Below are 18067 nucleotides of genomic sequence, written 5' to 3' on the forward strand. Positions count from 1 at the left end.
CGGGCACCAGTGATGTTCCGGTCATCAGGGCGCTGCCACCTGTGTTATAGCGCAGCAGCGTTTCTTCCGGAACACCGGGGACGATTGCCGGCCCTAGGAAGCTATGCAGGAACATGAAATCCGACAGCCGGACACCCGACGACGACGTCTGACCGACCAAGGCTTCCCCGGCATCGCCGGGCGCCGCTGCGGACCCCACTGGCCGCTCTCAGCCCAGAGCGGCTCGATGCCTCACCCGTCACGCGTGCCGCGCACCGGACGAAGCGCCCCACTGATCAGCAGCCTTGAAACGCATGGCCGCTGTGTTCTGGTGTGACGTATTTTGTCGACCCGTATCCGCGTCCGTCGTTCCACGATGTGCGCTGGAGTCGATATGCGTAACGGGCCGTCAAAAGGACTCCGTTCAGGCCGCCTTCGCTTCGTTACCCGGCGCCTGTGCGACTTCGAAGTTCGCCATGATTTCAAGCGCGCGCACCATCGCCGAGTGATCCCACGCCTTGCCGCCGTTTGCCGCGCATACGCTGAACAGTTGCTGTGCGCTCGCGGTGTGGGGCAGCGCGATGCCGAGTTTGCGCGCGCCATCGAGTGCGAGGTTCAGGTCCTTCTGATGCAGTTCGATACGGAAGCCCGGATCGAACGTGCGCTTCGTCATGCGTTCGCCATGCACTTCGAGAATGCGCGACGCAGCGAAGCCGCCCATCAGTGCCTTGCGCACACGCTCCGGATCGGCGCCCGAACGTGCGGCGAACAGCAGCGCTTCGGCAACCGCTTCGATGTTCAGCGCGACGATGATCTGGTTCGCAACCTTGCACGTCTGGCCCGCGCCGTTGTCGCCGATCAGCGAGATGTTCTTGCCCATCAGGTCGAACAGCGGCTTCGCGAGATCGAACGATTTTTGCGGGCCGCCGACCATGATGGTCAGCGTCGCTTCACGTGCGCCGACTTCGCCGCCCGAGACCGGCGCATCGAGATAGTCGCAGCCGAGCGCGTTGATCTTCTTTGCGAATGCCTGGGTTTCGAGCGGCGAGATCGAACTCATGTCGATGACGAGCTTGCCCTTCGTGAGACCGTTCGCGACGCCGTCGTCGGCGAACAGCACGTTCGCGACGTCAGGCGTGTCCGGCACCATCGAGATGATGATGTCCGAGGCCTTCGCGACAGCAGTCGAGCTCTCGACGACGGTCGTTTGTGTGCGCAGATCGTCCGGCACCGGATACGCGCCGTTGACGATCAGCGTGTGACCGCCCTTGATGAGGTTGCGCGCCATGTGCGCGCCCATGATGCCGAGGCCGATGAAACCGACTGTTGCCATTGATGTGTCTCCAGGATGTTGGGTTTGGATCCGGATGCGGGGTGCGCTGCGTGACGCTCACGCAGCGGCGTGTGCCGCACCGCGCGTCTGGCCGGCGATACGCTGGACCCAGCCGAGACCTTCGGTGGTCGTCGTGCGCGGCTTGTATTCGCAGCCGATGTAGCCTTCATAGCCGAGCGAATCGAGCAGCTCGAACAGGAACGGATAGTTGATTTCGCCGGTGCCCGGTTCATTGCGACCGGGGTTGTCGGCGAGCTGGATGTGCGCGATCTGCGGCAGATTCTTCCTGATCGTCGCGGCGAGTTCGCCTTCCATCCGTTGCATGTGATAGATGTCGTATTGCAGGAACAGGTTGTCCGAACCGACGGCGCGGATCACGTCCAGACCTTCCGAGGAACGGTTCAATGCGAAGCCCGGAATGTCGTAGGAGTTGCACGGTTCGACGAGCAGCCTGATCCCTTCTTTCTTCAGTTCGCCTGCTGCAAAACGCAGGTTGTCGACGATGGTCGAGCGCGCCTTGTCCGCGTCGATACCTGCCGTCGGAATGCCGACGAGGCAGTTCAGTTGCGGCACCTTCAGCGCCTTCGCATATTCGATCGCGCGGCCGACGCCTTCCTGAAACTCGCCGACACGGTCCGGCAGACACGCGATGCCACGTTCGCCTGCTTCCCAGTTGCCAGCAGGCAGGTTGTGCAGGACGAGCTTGAGACGATTCTGTTGAAGACGCTCAACGAGCTCCTCGACCTTGTACGGATACGGGAACAGAAATTCGACTGCGTTGAAGCCCGCATCCGCCGCCGCCGCGAAGCGGTCGAGGAACGGGACTTCGTTAAACAGCATGGTCAGGTTGGCTGCAAATTTCGGCATGGTGTCAGTTGATTCCGGCTGGTCGGTCAGTTAAACGAAAGAAGCTCAGTCGAGCATGCTGATGGCGGTCGGCGCGTCTTCGCGCTTTTCGGCAAGCTCTTCGAACTCGTTGATCGCATCGATTTCGGTGCCCATCGAAATGTTGGTCACACGTTCGAGGATCACTTCGACGATCACCGGGACGTTGAACTCGGAGAGCATCGACTGCGCACGTTCCAGCGCGGGCTTCAGTTCTTCCGGCTTGAACACGCGGATCGCCTTGCAGCCGAGACCTTCGGCCACCGCGACGTGATCGACGCCGTAACCGTTCACTTCCGGCGCGTTGATGTTGTCGAATGCGAGCTGTACGCAGAAGTCCATGTCGAACGCGCGCTGTGCCTGACGGATCAGGCCGAGGTATGAGTTGTTCACCACCACATGCACGTACGGCAGCTTGAACTGCGCACCGACGGCCAGTTCTTCAATCATGAACTGGAAGTCGTAGTCGCCGGAGAGCGCGACGATCGGGCGTTGCGGATCAGCGGCGCGCACACCGAGCGCCGCCGGAATCGTCCAGCCGAGCGGGCCGGCCTGGCCGCAGTTGATCCAGTTACGCGCCTTGTACACGTGCAGGAACTGCGCACCGGCGATCTGCGAAAGACCGATCGTGCTCACATAGCACGTGTCGCGGCCGAACACCTGGTTCATCTCTTCATACACGCGCTGCGGCTTCATCGGCACGTTGTCGAAGTGCGTCTTGCGAAGCATCGTGCTCTTGCGTTGCTGGCAATCCTTGACCCATGCGCTGCGATCCTTCAGCTTGCCCGCAGCCTTCCATTCCTTCGCCACTTCAACAAAGCGTTCGAGCGCCTTCTTCGCATCCGACACAATGCCGAGATCCGGACCGAACACGCGGCCGATCTGCGTCGGCTCGATGTCGACGTGCACGAACTTGCGGCCCTTCGTATAGACTTCGACGCTGCCTGTATGGCGGTTTGCCCAGCGGTTGCCGATGCCGAGCACGAAGTCGGACGCGAGCATCGTTGCGTTGCCGTAGCGATGCGACGTCTGCAGACCGACCATGCCGACCATCAGCGGGTGATCGTCAGGAATCGCGCCCCACGACATCAGCGTCGGAATCACCGGCACGCCGAGCGTTTCTGCGAATTCGACGAGCAGATCTTCGGCGGCTGCGTTCAGCACGCCGCCACCGGAGACGATCAGCGGCTTGTCTGAATCGTTGAGCATCGTGAGCGCGGCTTCGATCTGCTTGCGCGTCGCGGCGGGCTTGTAGACCGGCAGCGGTTCATACGTATCGATGTCGAATTCGATTTCGGCGAGCTGTACGTCGATCGGCAGATCGACCAGCACCGGACCCGGACGGCCCGAGCGCATCAAATGGAATGCCTGCTGGAAGACGCGGGGCACGAGCGCGGGCTCGCGCACGGTGACTGCCCACTTCGTGACGGGCTTCGCGATCGATTCGATATCGACGGCCTGGAAGTCTTCCTTGTACAGACGCGCACGCGGCGCCTGGCCCGTGATCGCGAGAATAGGAATCGAATCGGCCTGAGCGGAATAGAGACCGGTGATCATGTCGGTGCCGGCGGGGCCCGAGGTGCCGATACACACGCCGATGTTGCCCGCCGACGCCCGCGTATAGCCCTCGGCCATGTGCGACGCGCCTTCGACGTGCCGTGCCAGCACGTGGCTGATGTTGCCGGCCTTGCGCATCGCCGAATAGAACGGGTTGATCGCGGCGCCCGGCACACCGAATGCCGTATCGATACCTTCTCTCTCGAGCACGAGTACGGCTGCGTCGACGGCTCTCATCCTGGCCATGGAATGTCTCCTGATGTCTGCGAATATTTCTTGAACTGCGTCGGACGGACCGTTGCAGGCTGTTGGGATCCACTTTAGGCTTCACGCGAAGGTTTGATAAGATCGGTTCAGGTCGCTTATTTCGAAACAAAAAGTACGGAATGCGGGTTTTGCCCCCGGCGCGTGAAAGCGGGGCAGGCGCCGCCGAAAAAGGGCAGCAACGATCTTGCATGGGACCAGAGCACGACGCTAAAGCGTCAACTCTGGTCGACAGGAGAGAGGAATGGACCGCTTCAAGCAGATCGAAACCTTCGTGCGCGTCGCTGACGCGGGTAGTCTTGCGGCGGCGGCGCTGGAAGAGGGCGTGTCGCCGGTGATCCTCGGACGGCGTATCGACGCGCTCGAAAAACGGCTCGGCGTGAAGCTGATGTACCGCTCGACGCGGCGGCTTGTCGTCAGCGAGGAAGGCGCCGCGTTTCTCGAACGGTGTCGCGGGTTGCTGACGGAGTGGGATCAGGCGGAAGACGAGTTGACGGCAGGGCGGCGCGCGGTGACCGGCCATCTCATCGTATCGGCGCCGGCTGCGTTCGGACGCAAGCACGTTGCGCCGCTCGCGCCCGCGTTTCTGGCTGACAAGCCGGAATTGCAGCTGTCATTCAACCTGACGGATCGCGTGGTCGATCTCGTGCGCGAGGGTTACGACCTGTCGATTCGCATCGGCGGCGCGGTCGATCCGAATTTCGTCGCGGTGAAGCTCGCGACGAACCGGCGCGTGGTGTGCGGTACGCCGGAGTATTTCCGCAAACACGGCCGGCCGAAGACGCTCGAAGACCTGCCGCAGCACAATTGCCTCGCGTTCAACCTGCAGGGCGGCCAGAACCGCGGCTGGTACTTCCGGCGCAATGGCAAGCTGGCGACGGTGCGCGTCGGCGGGACGCTCGATTGCAACGACGGCGAACTGCTGCATCGCTGGGTGTCGGAAGGGCTCGGGCTCGGCTGGCGCTCGACGTGGGAAGTGCAGCAGCAACTCGCCCGCGGCGAACTCGAAACCGTGCTCGATGAATTCGCGCTGCCCGACTACGACATTCTCGCGGTGTACCCGCAGCAGCGTTACGTGCCGGCGAAGGTGCGCTACTTCATCGATTTTCTGAAGGACGTGTACGCGCGCGACGGTTACTGGAGCGGCGTGGTGTGATCGCGTGAACTGCACGGAGAAGAAATCGTCGTCGCGTGCCCGGTTCCAGCCGGGCAGCCCGGACGCGGGCCTTATTCCTGATTTATTTCGCCGTGATGCGGCAGGTGCGGGAATAAACTCGGTGTGCAACCAGTATTCCAGCCGTGAAGCCAGGAGGGCCCGCGTGCGCCAGACCGAAACAACCGCAACAGGAAACGGCGACGAAGCCGCGCGCAGTCGTCGTTTCCAGCAACTGGCGCTGCCGCATCTCGATGCTGCTTTCAACCTCGCGCGCTGGTTGTCCGGCAATGCCAGCGATGCCGACGACATCGTCCAGGAAGCCTATATGCGCGCATTCCGTTTCTTCGATACGTTCCGTGGCGACAATGCCCGCCCATGGCTGCTCGCGATCGTGCGTCGCACGTGGTACACGGAGTGGCGCAGAAGGGCGTCGTCGCGCGAAGTCGCCGGGTTCGACGACTCGCAGGAAGAGGCCGCGTTCGACGGCTGGAGCGAGGCGAGCATCGATCCGCAGGCACTGCTGATCCGTGAGGAAGACACGCGGCGCGTGCATGCGGCGCTCGAAAAACTGCCGGTGGAGTATCGCGAGGTGCTGATTTTGCGTGAACTGGAGGAACTGAGTTATCGCGAGATCGCGATCGTCGCCGATCTGCCTGTCGGGACGGTGATGTCGCGGCTGGCACGGGGCAGGCGAAGGCTGGCTCTGGCGTTGACCGCGCTGGAGGCGCGGGGTAGCGAGCGGAGGCATCCGGATGCCGATGGCGGACGGGATAGCGCACGAAGCCGCCAGGCGGACGCTTCGGCGGAGCGTGCTTCCGCGCGGGGCGCGTCTGAAGGGGGTTGGGCGTCGTCCGGCGATCCGGGTGCCGCGGCCGCTGGAGCAAACCGGGAGACGCCAGATGGACTGTAACGAAGTGCGTCCGCTCCTCGATGCCAGCGTCGATCGGGAGCTGCCACCGGTCGATGAGCGCCGCGTACAGCAGCATGTGGCCGGTTGCGCGGCGTGCCAGCGTGAAACCGACATCGTGCGTGCGTTGAGCGGTGCGATCCGTCAGGCGGACTATCATCGTGCGCCGGATGCGCTGCGCTCGCGCATTCTCGCGGGTCTGCCTGCGGCGGAGTTTTCATCTTTGCCGGCGGGGGCGCGAAAGCGTGGCTGGCGGTTTCCCTGGTTCGACGGTTTGCGCCTGCCGGTGGGTGGGGGCGGCGGCGCGGCATATGGAAGGACGCTCGGTTCGGGCTGGCTGACCGTGCTGGTGATCGCGTTGTGTGCGGTCGTCGCGAGCGTCGCGTTGACACTGCGTCGTCCCGCCGACGCCAACCCGTTCGTCGACGAACTGGTATCGAGCCACGTCCGTGCACAGCTGTCGGGACGCGACATCGACGTCATCTCGTCGGATCAGCACACCGTGAAGCCGTGGTTCAACGGCCGGCTCGACTATGCGCCGCCGGTTGTGGATCTCGCGGCGAGCGGTTTCCCGCTGGCCGGCGGCCGGCTGGATTACGTCGGCCATCGGAGGGTGGGAGTGCTGACCTACCGCTACCGCAAGCACGTCATCGACGTGTATGTGTTTCCTGACGCGGATCCGGGGGGCGCGGGAGGTTCCACCGCTACGTCCGCTTCGACGCAGGTTCGTGACGGCTATTCGCTTGCGCGCTGGCACGAAGGGGGCATGATCTGGTGGGCGGTCACGGACGCCGCGCCCGAGACGCTGACTGCGCTGGAGGCGGCGTTCAAGGCCCGTCCGCAGCCGTCTGAGTGAGTTTATTATCCGGATTCGCCTGGATCCGCGATGGTTCTTGCCGGTTTGCACCCGCAGGTGTCCGCACTTGCCCGACCGTGCCGTCAGTCATTGACGGCCCGTAGCTTCTCCTCTGGGCTGATTCGACGGCGATCGTTGTCCCGCGCGATAACCCATTGAAAACACGGTTGAATCGATGCGGAAATCCACGTCAGGCCTTGCGTGCTGACCCCATTCGTGCTACATTCTCCGGCTTCTCACTTGCTACACCGGTTTCGACGCCCGGGTGGCTTCTATCCATAAGTCAGCACAAGGAGTGAATATGCGTCATTACGAAATCGTATTTATCGTGCATCCCGATCAAAGCGAGCAGGTGCCCGCCATGATCGAGCGCTACAAGAGCACGATCACGTCGCACGGTGGTCAGATCCATCGTATCGAAGACTGGGGCCGTCGCCAGCTGGCCTACATGATCGAGAAACTCGCGAAGGCACACTACGTCTGCATGAACATCGAATGCGATCAAACCACGCTCGACGAGCTGGAACACGCATTCAAGTTCAACGACGCGGTTCTGCGTCACCTCATCGTCAAGCAGAAGAAGGCTGAAACCGGCCCGTCGCCGATGATGAAGGAAGTGCAGCGCGAAGAAGCCAAGAAGGCGGCTGCTACGCAACCGTCCGAAGCGCAGGCTTAAGACAGTTAGTTATTTAAGCCACCAGGAATAAAGCGTCGCTCTCGTGAACAGGCTGCAACTGACAGGCAGCGTCGTCGAACGCGAACCGGTGCGGTACACCCCCGCCGGCGTTCCGATTGCAAGCTGTACGTTGCTTCACCGCACGGAAGTCGTCGAAGCCGGCATTACCCGGCAAGTCGAACTGACCATGCCGGCGGTGGCCGCCGGCGAGACGAGCGGCAGGCTGGAAAAGTGTGGAATGGGCGTCGAAACGCTCTTCACCGGTTTTCTGGCTAAAAAGAGCCGCAACGCACGAACCCTGGTGTTTCACATCACAGAATTGCAGGACATTGGAAAGGACTGAACATGCCCCGCCCGACTGGTAAGAAATTCGACAAGCGTCGTCAGCAACAAAATCCGCTCTTCAAGCGCAAGAAGTTCTGCCGTTTCACGGCAGCCGGTGTCGACCAGATCGACTACAAGGACATCGAAACGCTGAAGGACTTCATCGGCGAGAACGGCAAGATCACGCCGGCGCGTCTCACGGGTACGAAGTCGCACTATCAACGCCAGCTGGATACGGCAATCAAGCGCGCGCGTTTCCTCGCGCTCGTGCCGTACACCGACCAGCACAAGGCCTAACCCGACGACGCAACAAGGAGCATCCGAATGCAGATCATTCTTCTCGAAAAAGTCGTCAACCTGGGTAACCTGGGCGATATCGTCAAGGTCAAGGACGGTTACGCACGTAACTTCCTGATCCCGAACAAGCGCGCTCGCCGTGCCACGAAGGAAGCGATCGCTGAATTCGAAGTCCGCCGCGCGGAACTCGAAAAGATCGCCGCTGAAAAGCTGGCAGCCGCTCAAGCCCAAGGCGAAAAGCTGGCAGGCTCGACGGTTCAGATCGGCCAGAAGGCTGGCGTCGACGGCCGTCTGTTCGGCTCGGTGACGAACGCTGACATCGCTGACGCACTGGTCAAGCAAGGCTTTGCCGTTGAAAAGGCGCAAGTGCGTCTGCCGGAAGGTCCGCTCAAGCTGGTCGGCGACCATCCGGTGCAGATCTCGCTGCACACCGACGTTCTCGTCGATGTGACGGTGTCGGTGCTGGGCGAGCACGTCTAAGACGACGTCCACGCCACGTACTGAGCAGTATTTGCCAGATTGTTTCTGGCAGAAGGCGGGAGCCGGGTAACCGGCTCCCGCTTTTTTGTTTCCGTCGTTTCCGTCCCCGATGCTGCATTTCTGGTTTCCTGACGCCGTCATTTACCCGATAATCCGTTTCCATGAACGCACCGTCGAAAGATCCCCAACTCGAATCGCTGAAAGTCCCGCCGCACTCAATCGAGGCCGAGCAATCGGTGCTCGGCGGCCTGCTGCTGGACAATGCCGCGTGGGACCGCATTGCGGATTTCCTGTCGCAGAGCGATTTTTACCGCTACGACCACCGGATCATATTCGAGCACATCGGCAAGCTGATCGCGGCGACGCGTCCGGCCGACGTGATCACGGTGTACGAGGCGCTCGGGACGTCGGGGAAGGCGGAAGACGTCGGCGGCCTCGCGTATCTCAATGCACTCGCGCAGAACACGCCGAGTGCGGCGAATATTCGCCGGTACGCGGAAATCGTGCGGGATCGGGCGGTGTTGCGGCGCCTCGTTTCGGTGGCTGATGAAATTTCGGCTGACGCGTTCAATCCGCAAGGCAAGGAAGTGCGCCAGTTGCTGGACGAGGCGGAATCGAAGGTGTTTTCGATCGCCGAAGACGGTGCGCGCGGGACGCAGGGCTTCCTGGAAATCGGACCGCTGCTGACGCAGGTCGTCGAGCGGATCGACACGTTGTACCACACGGCCAACCCGAGTGACGTCACGGGCACGCCGACGGGTTTCGTCGACCTTGACCGGATGACGTCCGGTATGCACGGCGGCGAGCTGATCATCGTCGCCGGGCGGCCTTCGATGGGTAAGACGGCGTTCTCGATGAACATTGGCGAATACGTCGCCGTGGAGTATGGCCTGCCGGTTGCAGTGTTCTCGATGGAAATGCCGGGCACACAGCTGACGATGCGTATGCTCGGCTCCGTCGGCAGGCTCGACCAGCACCGGATGCGAACCGGCCGCCTGACCGACGAAGACTGGCCGAAACTGACGCACGCCGTGCAGAAGATGAGCGAAGCGCAAATCTTCATTGATGAAACCGGCGGTCTGAACCCAATGGAACTGCGCTCACGCGCGCGACGCCTGTCGCGTCAGTGCGGCAAACTTGGCCTCATCATCATCGACTACCTGCAGCTGATGAGCGGTTCGTCATCGGGTGAGAACCGGGCGACCGAAATTTCTGAAATTTCCCGTTCGCTGAAGAGTCTGGCCAAGGAACTCGATGTCCCGGTGATCGCGTTGTCGCAGCTGAATCGCGGCCTCGAACAACGTCCCAACAAGCGCCCGATCATGTCGGACCTGCGTGAATCCGGCGCTATTGAGCAGGACGCGGACGTGATTCTCTTCATCTACCGCGACGAAGTCTATAACCCGGACAGCCAGGACAAGGGCACGGCCGAAATCATCATCGGCAAACAGCGTAACGGCCCGATCGGTCCGGTTCGGCTCACGTTCCACGGTCAATTTACGAAGTTCGACAATTTTGCCGGCGCGCAGAACTTCTACGGCGAGTAAAGCCGTATCTGGCTGATCTGTTGTAACCACGCTGTCACAAGTGCGACATCCCGGTCGCGACGGTACAATATTGCGGTTTTATGACAGCCACAACCGTGACTAATTTCCGGGATCCCAATGTTCGGTCGATTCATGCCCACCGAGGGCAAGTTCTTTGAAATTTTCAACGCGCACGCCAGTTGCATTATCTCGGCAAGCCGCGAACTCGAGCTGCTGATCGACAACCTGTCGGACGCCGAGATCCACAAGCAGAACGTGCAGTCCGCCGAAAAGGCCGCCGACAAGCTGACGCACGAAGCTATCGACCTGCTGCACAAGACCTTTATCACGCCGCTCGACCGCGACGAGATCCACAAGCTGATCACGACGATGGACGACATCCTCGACCTGATGGAGGACGTCGCTACCGCCATTTCGCTCTATGACGTGCAGGCGGTGACCTCCGAAGCGAGCCAGCTGGCGCATATCTGCACGGCCGCGTCGGAGCGTGTGCAGTTCGCGGTCAGTCTGCTATCCGACATGAAGCAGGCGAGCCAGATACTGAAGGCGTGCGAGGACATCGACCGTCTCGAATCGGAAGCGGACCGCGTACTGCGTTCCGCGATGTCGAAGCTCTTCCGCGAGGAAGACAACGTGAAGACGCTGATCAAGCTCAAGGCAATCTACGAACTGCTCGAGACGATCACGGACAAATGCGAGGATGTGGCGAACATCATCGAAGGCATCGTGCTGGAAAACGCCTGAGATGCAATCGATTCAACTCGCTATATGGATAGTCGTCGCCCTCGTCGCTGTCGCCCTTGTATTCGACTTCATGAACGGTTTTCACGACGCCGCGAATTCGATTGCGACCGTCGTATCGACTGGTGTTCTGAAGCCGCAACAGGCGGTAGCTTTCGCGGCAGCTTTTAACGTCATCGCGTATTTCATCTTTCACCTGAAGGTCGCGCAGACGGTCGGCAAGGGCACGATCGACCCGGACATCGTTGACCACTACGTCATATTCGGCGCGCTTGTCGGTGCGATCGGCTGGAATGTCGTCACGTGGTACTACGGTATTCCGTCGAGTTCGTCGCATGCGCTGATCGGTGGTCTCGTCGGTGCGGCGCTGGCGAAGTCGGGGTGGGGGGCGCTCAATTTCGACGGCCTCCTGAAAACGGTCGCGTTCATTTTCATCTCGCCGCTGCTGGGCTTTGTGCTTGGATCGTTCTTCATGCTGGCGGTGTCGTGGCTCTATTTCCGTACGCCGCCAAGCAAGGTCGACCGGCGTTTCCGGCGGCTGCAGCTGGTGTCGGCTGGACTGTACAGCCTCGGTCACGGCGGCAATGACGCGCAGAAAACCATCGGCATCATCTGGATGCTCCTCATCGCGACCGGCTACGCGTCGGCAACAGCCGATGCTCCGCCGATCTGGGTGATCGGCGGCTGCTATCTTTCGATGGGCCTTGGCACCCTGTTCGGCGGCTGGCGGATCGTCCGTACGATGGGCCAGAAGATCACGAAGCTCAAGCCGGTCGGTGGTTTTTGCGCTGAGACGGGCGGCGCGATCACGCTGTTCATCGCTTCCTGGCTCGGCATTCCGGTATCGACCACACACACGATCACCGGCGCGATTGTCGGCGTTGGTGCAACGCGAAAGCTGAGCGCCGTGCGCTGGGGCGTGGCCGGCAACATCGTCTGGGCCTGGGTTCTCACGATCCCGGCATCGGCGGCGCTCGCTGCGGCCGGATGGTGGGTCGGTCACCGTCTGATGTAAGACTGTCAGACTGGTCGCGCGCCGCATCGCTTCAGATCAGCGGCGCGCTTCCGCCGTCCATGGGGATGATCGCACCCGTTACGTAACTCGCGCGGCGGCTGGCGAGGAAGAGGACGACGTCGGCGATTTCTTCCGGCTTTGCGTAGCGCCCGAGCGGCACCTTCGCCTGTCCACGCGAGAGCGCTTCTTCAGTGCCGATACCCTGCTGGTCGGCTTCCAGTTTCAGGGCTTCCTCGACCCGCTCGGTCAGCGTTGCGCCCGGGTTGATTGCGTTGATCCGGATACCGTAGCGCGCGTAGTAGTGCGCGAGCCCGACCGTGGCCAGCATCAGTGCCGCGTTCGCTGCGCCCCCAGCGATGTGAATGTCGCTGGCGATCTTCCCGCCCATTCCAATCACGTTCACGATCGTGCCGGGCTCCGATCCTCCTCCCGCCTTTACGCGTTCAACCATCCGGCGTAGCACTTCCTGCTGGGGATAGATGTACGGAAAATATTTGGCGTCCATCGTTGCCTTGAACGCGGCCGCGTCGAGCGACTCCGGATCGTAGCGTTTCGCGGCGCCAGCGCTGTTGATCAGGATATCGATGGGGCCCATGGCCTGGCTGGCTTCCTCGACGACATCCGCAGCACTGTGCGGCTCGTGCAGATCCGCTCGCGTCAGGTGAACATGCAGACCTTCTTTCGCCAGTTGCTCGCGGGCACGGGCGAGATTTGCAGGGTCGCGGGATACGATCGCGACTTTCGCGCCTTCAGTGGCAAATGCGCGTGCACAGGCGAGCCCGATGCCTTTGCTGCCGCCCGTGATCAACACTACTTTGTCTTTCAGACCGAGATCCATCGTTTGTCACCCGCCGTCAGGAGAATATGGGCAACGATAGCAGAGCCTCGGACCTCCGGCGAGTCGGCCGAACGGCATATGGACTGAGCAGAGCGAAAGTCAGAAACTGCCGTTAGCGAAACGGGCGATTGGGTCATCTCCGGTTTGAGTGGGAGCGGGAAGGGGGCGAGAGGCGGTCGATGCGCGCATGATCCGTACGCCGCTATCGCCATCGGATGGCGGCGTTTGTTGTATCTGCTGGGCTTGTTGCGCCTGCTGTGCCTGACGCGCTGCGACCGCAGCGGGCGGCGGCGGTTCGAAGGCATCGGCTGCGGCGTCGATGGCGTCGGGCACGCGGGCGGTTGCGGTCGAAGGCGATTGCGATGACGGAGAAACGGCGGTTTGGGCTAAAGCGGGCACACCCGAGTCCGACTGGGTCCGCGCGCCGGATACGACGAGCGGAGTCGTCGCACCAGCGCCCTGCGCCTGTATCTGTGCAGCGGTCATGCCGGGAGGCGGTGGCTCGAACGGATCGGGAGATGCCGCACCCGGAGAGGCCGGAACGGTGGCAAGCGCGGCAGGCGAAGGCGCGGTAGACGCGCCCGGCGACATCGTACGCGGCGCACTGGCTACGACGCGCATAGACGGCTGCGCGGACGAAACGCCCGCACCGGCGGCGCCGTACGCAGACTGGGCGGCCGGCCGGGAGCCCGCCTGCGCAGGAGACGAGCCGTCAGACCCTGGCGCAACCGATGCCTGATAAGTCGGCGTATCGAACGGCGCGGGCTTCGCACCCGGCGGCGCAACCCGGCGTATGCCGTCGAACCGCTTCGCCCAGTACGGATTTGTCAGATAGTCGAGTCGCACGGTGCCACCGGTCGAAGGGGCATTCACAAAGCGGAGCTTGCCGACGTAAATGCCGACGTGCGAGTGCGGTCGTCCGGTCGTGTTGAAGAAAATCAGGTCGCCGGTTGCGATTTCGTCAGGTTCGATCGATTCGCCGCGGCCGCTCATGTCGGCTGTCGTGCGCGGCAGGTCCACGGAAGCGGCTCGCGAAACCACGTACCGCACCAGCCCGCTGCAGTCGAAGCCGCTATCCGGCGTATTGCCGCCCCAGCGATACGGGACGCCGACGAGGCTCATCGCCTGAATTGAGATTTCTTCCCGTCCTACCGTATGGTCGATGAAGTTGGGGAAACCGGGCGGGGTTGTGCGATAAGCGCCGGCGGTCGATGTGGAGGACCCGGCGGGGCCGCGCGTAGTCTTCTGCGGCGCGCCGGAGCAGGCAGCGAGCAACAGCACGATCAGCAGCGAAAACCCGAGTCGGCGCATGGCGACGCGGACGAGCGTAAGCGTCCGCTTAAGGCGAAGATGTGCCGATGGTAGCCCGTCTGAAGAGGACTGGGCAACAAAACCTGATAATTTACTTGAAGTTAACGCGCTAAGTGTTGCCTTCGCGAAACGCGAAGCCATGAAAAAAGCCGCGTCGGATCTAACCGGCGCGGCTTCCAGACCAACCAGAAGAACCTGGACCTACAGAATCTCGGACGCGTAATCCGCCAGCCGTGAACGTTCACCTCGCGCCAGCGTCACGTGCCCGCTGTGCGCCCAGCCCTTGAAGCGGTCGACCACGTACGTCAGGCCCGAACTCCCTTCCGTCAGGTAAGGCGTATCGATCTGCGCAATGTTGCCGAGACAGATGATCTTGGTACCCGGACCCGCGCGCGTGACCAGCGTCTTTATCTGTTTCGGCGTCAGGTTTTGCGCCTCGTCGATGATCAGATACTTGTCCACGAACGTCCGGCCGCGCATGAAGTTCATGCTCTTCACCTTCAGGCGCGAGCGGATCAGTTCCTGCGTCGCGGCGCGGCCCCATTCGCCGGCGGCGTCGTCGGTTTTCTGGAGCACTTCGAGGTTGTCGTCGAAAGCGCCCATCCACGGCTGCATCTTTTCTTCTTCCGTGCCCGGCAGAAATCCGATGTCTTCGCCGACCGGCACCGTCGCCCGCGTCACGATGATCTCGTTATAGCGCTTGTCGTCCAGCACCTGCGCAAGCCCGGCCGCCAGCGCGACGAGCGTCTTGCCGGTACCAGCCTGCCCGAGCAGCGTGACGAAATCGATCTCCGGATTCATCAGCAGGTTGAGCGCGAAATTCTGCTCGCGGTTGCGCGCCGTGATGCCCCACACGTTGTTCTTGTGATGGCCGTAGTCGCGCAGCGTCTGCAGCAGCGCCGTCTTGCCGTTCAGCTCGCGAACGAGCGCGTGGAACGCCGGCTCGCCGTTCTGCGGCTCAAGGTAGACGAATTCGTTGACGAGCATCGACGCACACAGCGGACCGGTCACACGGTAGTACGTGGTCCCGGTCTTCGTGTCCTGCCAGCTTTCCATGCCCTTCGCGTGCTTCGTCCAGAAGTCCTGCGGCAGCGCGCGAATACCGGAATAGAGCAGGTCGCTGTCTTCGAGAACCTGGTCGTTGAAATAATCTTCCGCAGGCAGGCCGAGCGCGTGCGCCTTGATCCGCATGTTGATGTCTTTCGACACCAGCACGACCTGGCGATCCTCGCGATCACGCTGCAACGCACGCACAACGCCGAGAATCTGGTTGTCCGCCTTACCTTGCGGCAGGCCTTCAACGGGCTCGATGTGCGTCAGTTTCGTCTGGAAGTACAGCCGGCCAGCGGCCTCGCGACTGCCAAGGCGGGAAAGCGAAATACCTTCCGACATTGCGCCTGCGTTGGCGACGAGCGCGTCGAGCGTCCGGCTCACCTGGCGCGCGTTACGCGCGACTTCCGACATACCTTTCTTGTGGTTGTCGAGTTCTTCCAACGTCATCATCGGCAGATAGACGTCGTGTTCCTCGAAACGGAACAGGCAGCTCGGATCGTGCATCAGCACATTCGTGTCGAGCACGAACAGCTTGCGGACTTCGATTTCATCCGTTTTGCGGCCGCGGCTTTTCGCCGTGCCGCGGGTAGTCGGCGCGGCTGCGGCGGGCGTCGCGGCATCCGCCTGCTTGCCCGCGCGGGCCACAACAGGCTGTGTCGCGGGTTGCGCTGGCTCGGCGCGCGCGGACGGCACCGGCTGCAGCAACGCGGCGGTCTGTTTCTGCTTGCGGCCACGTCCGGGCGCGGGTGCTTCAGCCGGCGCGGCGGCAGCGGACGACGCCGGAACAGGGCGCAGCGTCGTGGCGGCGTTGGCCGCGTGCGTCATTGGCGTGGCGACATGGGCGCGGCCGTAATCGGTGGGCTGCGCGGCCGTCTGTGCCGGCTCTCCTTCGTGTGCCTGTTTGCGGGCGGATTTTGCCGCAGTCGTGGCTTTCGCCTTGTATTCGTCAGGCGGCAGGAGATTGCCGAGCTTGCTGGGTGCGGTAGGCAAAGGCATGGTTTCCCTCGAAAAAGCGGGTCACATATCGTGCGTCGCCTGTCGCATCCTGCCGTGCCTGAACCGCGCACGCAGTTTGCGTCCGGAGACGCGCTTTGGTCTAGAAATGCCGGTTCGCCTGAGTTTCGATGAGCTCCTTGAGGAAAACGCGTTGCTGTACGAAAGAGCGGCTTCGCGCAAATAAAAAAGCCGCCGCCCCGGCAACCGGGGCAAGCGGCTCAACTTCGGTCGTCGCGTTGCGCCTCACTTCTCCGACGGGAGCGGTATCAGAACCGGCGTCGAAGGCGGCACAGCGGCGGAAAGAATGGGATGGACAGTCACTCATTGCAGCCCAATATAACGCGCCTCAAAGGCCTTGTACAGTTTCCAGAATCTCGTCGACATGCCCCGGCACCTTGACGCCGCGCCATTCCTGGCGCAGCACGCCTTCGGCGTCGATCAGGAATGTCGAACGCTCGATGCCACGTACTTCTTTGCCATACATTTTCTTCAGTTTCATGACGCCGAAGAGCTGACACAACGTTTCTTCGGGATCCGATACCAGAGTAAACGGCAGTTCGAGCTTTGACTTGAAATTGTCATGCGAACGGACGCTGTCGCGCGACACGCCGACGATCTCCGCGCCGGCCTTCTTGAACTTCGGATACAGATCGCGGAACTGCAGGCCTTCGGTCGTGCAGCCCGGCGTGTTGTCCTTCGGATAGAAATACAGCACCACCTTCTTGCCCCGAAGACTGGACAGCGTGAACTCGCCGCCCGTTGCGGCAGCGGTGAAGTCGGGGACGGGTTGGTCGACTGCGATGGGCACGAGGTTCTCCGGTTGTTATTGGCCGGCGCGCCGCGGTGAAACGGCTGCGCAGGACCTTAAGCATCGAGCGGGGGAAGAGGCGAATCGGCGAAACAGCGAACTGGCGCGGTACGCGGGACGGCCGGAAAACGCGGCACAGATCAGTCAGGCTGGACGATCAGTTCGCCGGAGCGGCCGGGAATTTCACCCCACGTAACAGGGTACGATGGCAGCGTGCTGCGGTCCAGTGTGGCGTGATAGTCGCCCATGGTCGCAAACGTGTAGCCTTGCGCGCGCCAGCCGTCGAGCAGTTGCTCGAACACGGGCGCAAGTTTCTGCCCCTCGAGTTCCGCATGCAGGGTGAACACGTGATCGCGCGGATTATTCCCGGTGAGTTTCAGATACCAGGCCGCCACGTTACGGGTGTCCACGCCATCGACGCCCAGCACTTCATCGAGCGTCGGCAGTGTGGTGGGCATCTGCACATGCGAGAGCTGCCGGCCATCGACCACCGGAAAATACGGCGAATGCCCCCGGCCGTCGGACGCGTACTGCATGCCCCACGCGTCGATCTGCTCGAACGCGTGGCCATTCATCTGCCAGCCGGCCGCGCCGTGCGTGACCGGCGGCGAACCGAACACTTCGATAAAGCGCGCGTGGCTTTTCTGCATCTCGCCTGCCGTCCATTCGCGCGAACGCGAGCGGACGTTGTCCTGCCAGTACACGTGATCCCACGTATGGATGCCGCACTCGAAGCCGGCTTCGTGGATCGCGCGCATTTCCGACGCCGCGCGCGCGCCGACGTCGGGGCCGGGCAGCAGCACGCCGTACATCAGCTGCTTTACGCCGTAATGTTCGACGACCGACGTGCGCGATACCTTCTTCAGAAAACCCGGCCGCAAAACACGGCGCATTGCCCAACCGGTGTGATCGGGCCCGAGGCTGAAGAGGAATGTTGCGCGCGCCTTGAAACGGTCGAAAATGCGTGCGAGATTCGGCACGCCTTCACGCGTGCCGCGCAACGTGTCGACGTCGATCTTCAGAACGATACGAGGCAAGGTCGGC

At 62.2% G+C, this 18067-nt stretch carries 18 protein-coding genes; 10 read left to right on the plus strand and 8 right to left on the minus strand.

What is annotated here, in order from left to right; genetic code table 11:
• Positions 1 to 403: 403 nt before the first annotated feature.
• From P3T16_RS25940 to gcl, 3 genes are read right to left on the minus strand one after another with little or no spacing between them, the layout of a single operon-like run.
• Positions 404 to 1312 carry a 2-hydroxy-3-oxopropionate reductase gene (locus P3T16_RS25940; protein ID WP_429344456.1) on the minus strand — a complete coding sequence of 303 codons (909 nt, stop codon included), beginning with the start codon at positions 1310 to 1312 and terminating at the stop codon, positions 404 to 406.
• A gap of 57 nt (positions 1313 to 1369) precedes the next feature.
• Positions 1370 to 2179 (minus strand): hydroxypyruvate isomerase, encoded by an 810-nt coding sequence (hyi, locus tag P3T16_RS25945; protein ID WP_429256498.1) that lies wholly within the window; start codon positions 2177 to 2179, stop codon positions 1370 to 1372.
• 45 nt (positions 2180 to 2224) lie between these two features.
• Positions 2225 to 4000 carry a glyoxylate carboligase gene (gene gcl / locus P3T16_RS25950; RefSeq protein ID WP_429344457.1) on the minus strand — a complete coding sequence of 592 codons (1776 nt, stop codon included), beginning with the start codon at positions 3998 to 4000 and terminating at the stop codon, positions 2225 to 2227.
• A gap of 262 nt (positions 4001 to 4262) precedes the next feature.
• On the opposite strand from gcl, the gene P3T16_RS25955 reads away from it, so the two are divergent.
• The 10 genes from P3T16_RS25955 to P3T16_RS26000 all read left to right on the plus strand — a co-directional run bounded on the left by P3T16_RS25955 (position 4263) and on the right by P3T16_RS26000 (position 12017).
• A complete protein-coding gene (locus P3T16_RS25955) occupies positions 4263 to 5174 on the plus strand; it encodes a LysR family transcriptional regulator (RefSeq protein WP_429256496.1) in 912 nt (303 codons plus the stop codon).
• Positions 5175 to 5337: 163 nt separating this feature from the next.
• Entirely contained in the window at positions 5338 to 6084 is a 747-nt protein-coding gene (locus tag P3T16_RS25960; protein WP_429344458.1) for an RNA polymerase sigma factor, read from the plus strand.
• Entirely contained in the window at positions 6074 to 6937 is an 864-nt protein-coding gene (locus P3T16_RS25965) for an anti-sigma factor family protein (protein WP_429344459.1), read from the plus strand. The genes P3T16_RS25960 and P3T16_RS25965 overlap by 11 nt, the downstream gene beginning before the upstream one ends.
• Positions 6938 to 7238: 301 nt before the next feature.
• Positions 7239 to 7613: a 30S ribosomal protein S6 gene (gene rpsF, locus P3T16_RS25970; RefSeq protein WP_137958266.1), complete on the plus strand. Its 375-nt coding sequence runs from the start codon at positions 7239 to 7241 to the stop codon at positions 7611 to 7613.
• A 43-nt stretch (positions 7614 to 7656) separates the two neighbouring features.
• Complete coding sequence (priB, locus tag P3T16_RS25975) at positions 7657 to 7956, plus strand: primosomal replication protein N (RefSeq protein ID WP_228974515.1); 300 nt, start codon at positions 7657 to 7659, stop codon at positions 7954 to 7956.
• 2 nt (positions 7957 to 7958) lie between these two features.
• Positions 7959 to 8234 carry a 30S ribosomal protein S18 gene (rpsR, locus tag P3T16_RS25980; RefSeq protein WP_074264854.1) on the plus strand — a complete coding sequence of 92 codons (276 nt, stop codon included), beginning with the start codon at positions 7959 to 7961 and terminating at the stop codon, positions 8232 to 8234.
• A gap of 27 nt (positions 8235 to 8261) precedes the next feature.
• On the plus strand, positions 8262 to 8714 hold the full coding sequence (gene rplI / locus P3T16_RS25985; protein WP_429256493.1) for a 50S ribosomal protein L9: 453 nt from the start codon (positions 8262 to 8264) through the stop codon (positions 8712 to 8714).
• 161 nt (positions 8715 to 8875) lie between these two features.
• Positions 8876 to 10261: a replicative DNA helicase gene (locus P3T16_RS25990; RefSeq protein ID WP_429256492.1), complete on the plus strand. Its 1386-nt coding sequence runs from the start codon at positions 8876 to 8878 to the stop codon at positions 10259 to 10261.
• A gap of 117 nt (positions 10262 to 10378) precedes the next feature.
• Positions 10379 to 11005: a DUF47 domain-containing protein gene (locus tag P3T16_RS25995; RefSeq protein ID WP_429344460.1), complete on the plus strand. Its 627-nt coding sequence runs from the start codon at positions 10379 to 10381 to the stop codon at positions 11003 to 11005.
• A 1-nt stretch (position 11006) separates the two neighbouring features.
• Positions 11007 to 12017, plus strand: a complete 1011-nt coding sequence (locus P3T16_RS26000) for an inorganic phosphate transporter (RefSeq protein WP_429344461.1) — start codon at positions 11007 to 11009, stop codon at positions 12015 to 12017.
• 31 nt (positions 12018 to 12048) lie between these two features.
• On the opposite strand, the gene P3T16_RS26005 is transcribed toward P3T16_RS26000, so the two are convergent.
• The 5 genes from P3T16_RS26005 to P3T16_RS26025 all read right to left on the minus strand — a co-directional run bounded on the left by P3T16_RS26005 (position 12049) and on the right by P3T16_RS26025 (position 18060).
• Complete coding sequence (locus tag P3T16_RS26005; protein WP_429344462.1) at positions 12049 to 12855, minus strand: SDR family NAD(P)-dependent oxidoreductase; 807 nt, start codon at positions 12853 to 12855, stop codon at positions 12049 to 12051.
• A gap of 99 nt (positions 12856 to 12954) precedes the next feature.
• Positions 12955 to 14166 carry an NlpC/P60 family protein gene (locus tag P3T16_RS26010; RefSeq protein ID WP_429344463.1) on the minus strand — a complete coding sequence of 404 codons (1212 nt, stop codon included), beginning with the start codon at positions 14164 to 14166 and terminating at the stop codon, positions 12955 to 12957.
• Between the two features lie 201 nt (positions 14167 to 14367).
• Positions 14368 to 16215, minus strand: a complete 1848-nt coding sequence (locus P3T16_RS26015; protein WP_429344464.1) for a PhoH family protein — start codon at positions 16213 to 16215, stop codon at positions 14368 to 14370.
• 346 nt (positions 16216 to 16561) lie between these two features.
• Complete coding sequence (locus P3T16_RS26020) at positions 16562 to 17023, minus strand: peroxiredoxin (protein ID WP_429256486.1); 462 nt, start codon at positions 17021 to 17023, stop codon at positions 16562 to 16564.
• A 140-nt stretch (positions 17024 to 17163) separates the two neighbouring features.
• Positions 17164 to 18060, minus strand: a complete 897-nt coding sequence (locus tag P3T16_RS26025; protein WP_429344465.1) for a polysaccharide deacetylase family protein — start codon at positions 18058 to 18060, stop codon at positions 17164 to 17166.
• Between the last annotated feature and the right edge of the window lie 7 nt (positions 18061 to 18067).

Source organism: Paraburkholderia sp. GAS42, from assembly GCF_050436565.1.
Classification (GTDB): domain Bacteria; phylum Pseudomonadota; class Gammaproteobacteria; order Burkholderiales; family Burkholderiaceae; genus Paraburkholderia.